Below are 281 nucleotides of genomic sequence, written 5' to 3'. Positions count from 1 at the left end.
GCGGCGTGATCACTTCGTCGAACTTTTCCTTGCTGCCGAGCGCCCGCCCGCCCGAGACGATGACGCGCGCGGCCGTGAGCTCGGGGCGGTCGCTCTGGGCGATCTCGCTGCCGACAAAGCGGCTTTGGCCCGCGTCCGCGGTGGCCGCGGCGGTCTCCACGGGCGCGCTGCCGCCGGTGGCCTGCGCCGCGTCAAAGCCCGTCGTGCGCACGGTGAGCACCTTGACGGCGTCGCTGCTTTGCACGGTGGCGATCGCGTTGCCCGCGTAGATCGGGCGCTCG

General features: G+C 73.0%; 1 pseudogene. It reads right to left on the bottom strand.

Annotation, left to right across the window (positions count from 1 at the left end):
• Positions 1-281 (bottom strand): annotated as a pseudogene (locus B2J89_RS22155) (electron transfer flavoprotein subunit alpha/FixB family protein); the annotation flags it as partial.

The organism is Acidovorax sp. SRB_24, from assembly GCF_012931925.1.
This window is presented reverse-complemented; position numbering and strand designations above follow the sequence as displayed.